The 1,006-nt window shown below is 70.7% G+C and carries 1 protein-coding gene; it reads left to right on the top strand.

The window, feature by feature from the left end; all coding sequences use genetic code 11:
* Positions 1 to 94 precede the first annotated feature (94 nt).
* On the top strand, positions 95 to 550 hold the full coding sequence (locus MHO01S_RS16140; protein WP_157555798.1) for a DUF6153 family protein: 456 nt from the start codon (positions 95 to 97) through the stop codon (positions 548 to 550).
* Positions 551 to 1,006: the final 456 nt, after the last annotated feature.

Below are 1,006 nucleotides of genomic sequence, written 5' to 3'. Positions count from 1 at the left end.
AGCGGGTGCCCCCTACCACTCAGCATATACCCATCCGGGGTATCCAGGATGGGTATCGCTTCGGGGATGGCTACCCGCCCGGGGTATGCTGGGCGTGATCGAGGAAGGGGCGTCGACGGTGAACCAGGTGGTGGCGCGACGGCGGGCACTCGGGTCCCGGCGTGCCCTGTGGTTCTACCTGGCCGCGGTGACCGCGATCATCGCGGGGCTGCTTGCGATGCATTCGCTGAGTCTGGAAGAGGACCAGGCGGGCACTGTCGTGTCCGCCTCCGCAGTCGTTGCGGCCCCCGATGCCGCCGCTGATGTCCTGGTCAGCGGGGTGGTGACGCCCTCGTGCGATGAGACGGTCTGCGGGACGTCTCATGCTGTAGCTGCCGTGACGTGTCTGCTCGCGTTGCTGACCCTGCTCATCCTGGTGCTCCCGGCCCGGGACGGGTGGATGTCGCTGCCGGCGTGGCTGCGATCCCTCCCCGGCAGGTCGAGCTCGTTCACGTCCAGGTCGCCTCTTCTGCGGCCCTCCCTGATCGTGCTGTCGATCAGCCGCACCTGATCAGCACCCCGCCCGCGCCCGCCGCCTGAGCCGCCGCCGGCGCGTGATGTCGCCGACGGTCCACGATGTGCGGCCCGCAGGCGAGCGCGACCCGTCTGCGGCAGCGCCATGGGTGATCCGATCCCGGATTCTCGCCGTGCACTCCGGGCCGCGGCTCCCGGTTGGACCGTGTGACGGCGACCGTGCGCACCTTCATCGTCCCCCTCATCCAGGAAAGTCTTGTATGCCCGAACCCGCCCCCTCCACCCCGACTCCCGGTACCGGAACGCGCCGTGCGGCGAGAGCCGCCCTGTCTTCCCCACCCGTCCAGACGCGACGCGATCGACGCCGTCGGCCCACCCGTGCCGCCCGGACACCTCGACACGCGCCGCGCCGCACGCTCACCCGATCCCGGATGCTCGCCGGCGCGGTGATGCTCCCGGTCGCGTCGATCGCCGGACTGCCGTTGCTGATCCC

Origin of the sequence: Microbacterium hominis NBRC 15708, from assembly GCF_001592125.1 — a bacterium.
GTDB lineage: Bacteria > Actinomycetota > Actinomycetes > Actinomycetales > Microbacteriaceae > Microbacterium > Microbacterium hominis.
This window is presented reverse-complemented; position numbering and strand designations above follow the sequence as displayed.